General features: G+C 38.6%; 2 protein-coding genes. Both read left to right on the top strand.

Features of this window, described 5'->3' with window-relative positions:
* The first annotated feature begins 47 nt into the window (after positions 1-47).
* Entirely contained in the window at positions 48-734 is a 687-nt protein-coding gene (gene lolD, locus QZ265_RS10915) for a lipoprotein-releasing ABC transporter ATP-binding protein LolD (protein WP_296406109.1), read from the top strand.
* 111 nt (positions 735-845) lie between these two features.
* The coding region (locus QZ265_RS10910) for a hypothetical protein (RefSeq protein ID WP_296406107.1) at positions 846-1,062 on the top strand (217 nt) is incomplete at its 3' end.

Genomic DNA, 1,062 nt, shown 5'->3' with positions numbered 1-1,062 from the left:
CAATCATTTAAGATTAATTATTTTATAAATGTTATTGAGAAAAAAGTATGACAGAGATTCTAAACGCCAGAAATATCAATAAAATTTATGATGAAGGCAATATTCGTACTCAGGTATTAACCGGTCTTGACCTAACTGTAAGGGCAGGAGAACGCATTGCAATTGTTGGTACTAGTGGATCAGGTAAAAGCACTTTATTACACCTGTTAGGCGGTCTTGATGTGCCAACTTCTGGCGAGGTATGGCTTCACGGTCAATGTATAAATAATATGAATGAGACTGAGCGTGGTGAGATGCGTAATAAGCATCTTGGATTTATTTATCAGTTTCATCATCTTTTGCCAGAGTTCACGGCAATTGAAAACGTGGCAATGCCGTTATTGTTACGTAAGGACGTGCCCATTAAAGAAGCTCGCCAGCAAGCTGTAGATTTGCTCGAAAGAGTAGGCTTAGGCCATAGGTTGGAGCATCGTCCAGGTGAATTGTCAGGGGGTGAAAGACAGCGTGTGGCTATTGCTCGTGCCCTTGTTACTAAGCCCTCCTTGGTACTGGCGGATGAGCCAACGGGTAATCTGGATTATGAAAATGCGCAAAGTGTTTTTGCCATATTAGCTGAATTACAAGACACTATGAAAACCGCTTTATTGATGGTAACTCATGATAGAAGCTTGGCAGCTATGGCAGATCGTCAGTTATTGCTTAAAAGTGGTAAATGGGAAAATTATACCACTTAATAGACATGTGTTTAGTATTTGTGTTTAGTATAGGCGCTAGGTCATTCTTCATTCAAGGATGAGCGTATGACTTACTAAAGCATATATAAAGGATTATATTAGGGGCTTTATTTGATTTGGCTAACAGGGATTGTTGCAATTGCTTTGATGTTGGCTATTTTGGAGTTGGACCCAAACCAGCTTTATATGCTTAGCCATTCCGTTTACCAAGTTAATAGCGAACGCTGGCAAGATGTTAGTTATTATTTACTCGGTGCAATTGTTTTATTCAGGCTAGGATCTTATTTAAGTTCATTTTTAGTTTCGTTCTTAGTTAGTTTTTTAAATA

Origin of the sequence: Psychrobacter sp., from assembly GCF_018260395.1 — a bacterium.
Lineage (GTDB): Bacteria > Pseudomonadota > Gammaproteobacteria > Pseudomonadales > Moraxellaceae > Psychrobacter.
The sequence above is the reverse complement of the archived record's forward strand: the minus strand, read 5'-3'. Positions and strand labels throughout refer to the sequence as shown.

Coding starts and splice junctions, on each gene's coding strand:
- lolD (WP_296406109.1), top strand. CDS start 48: ATGACAGAGATTCTAAACGCCAGAAATATCAATAAAATTTATGATGAA.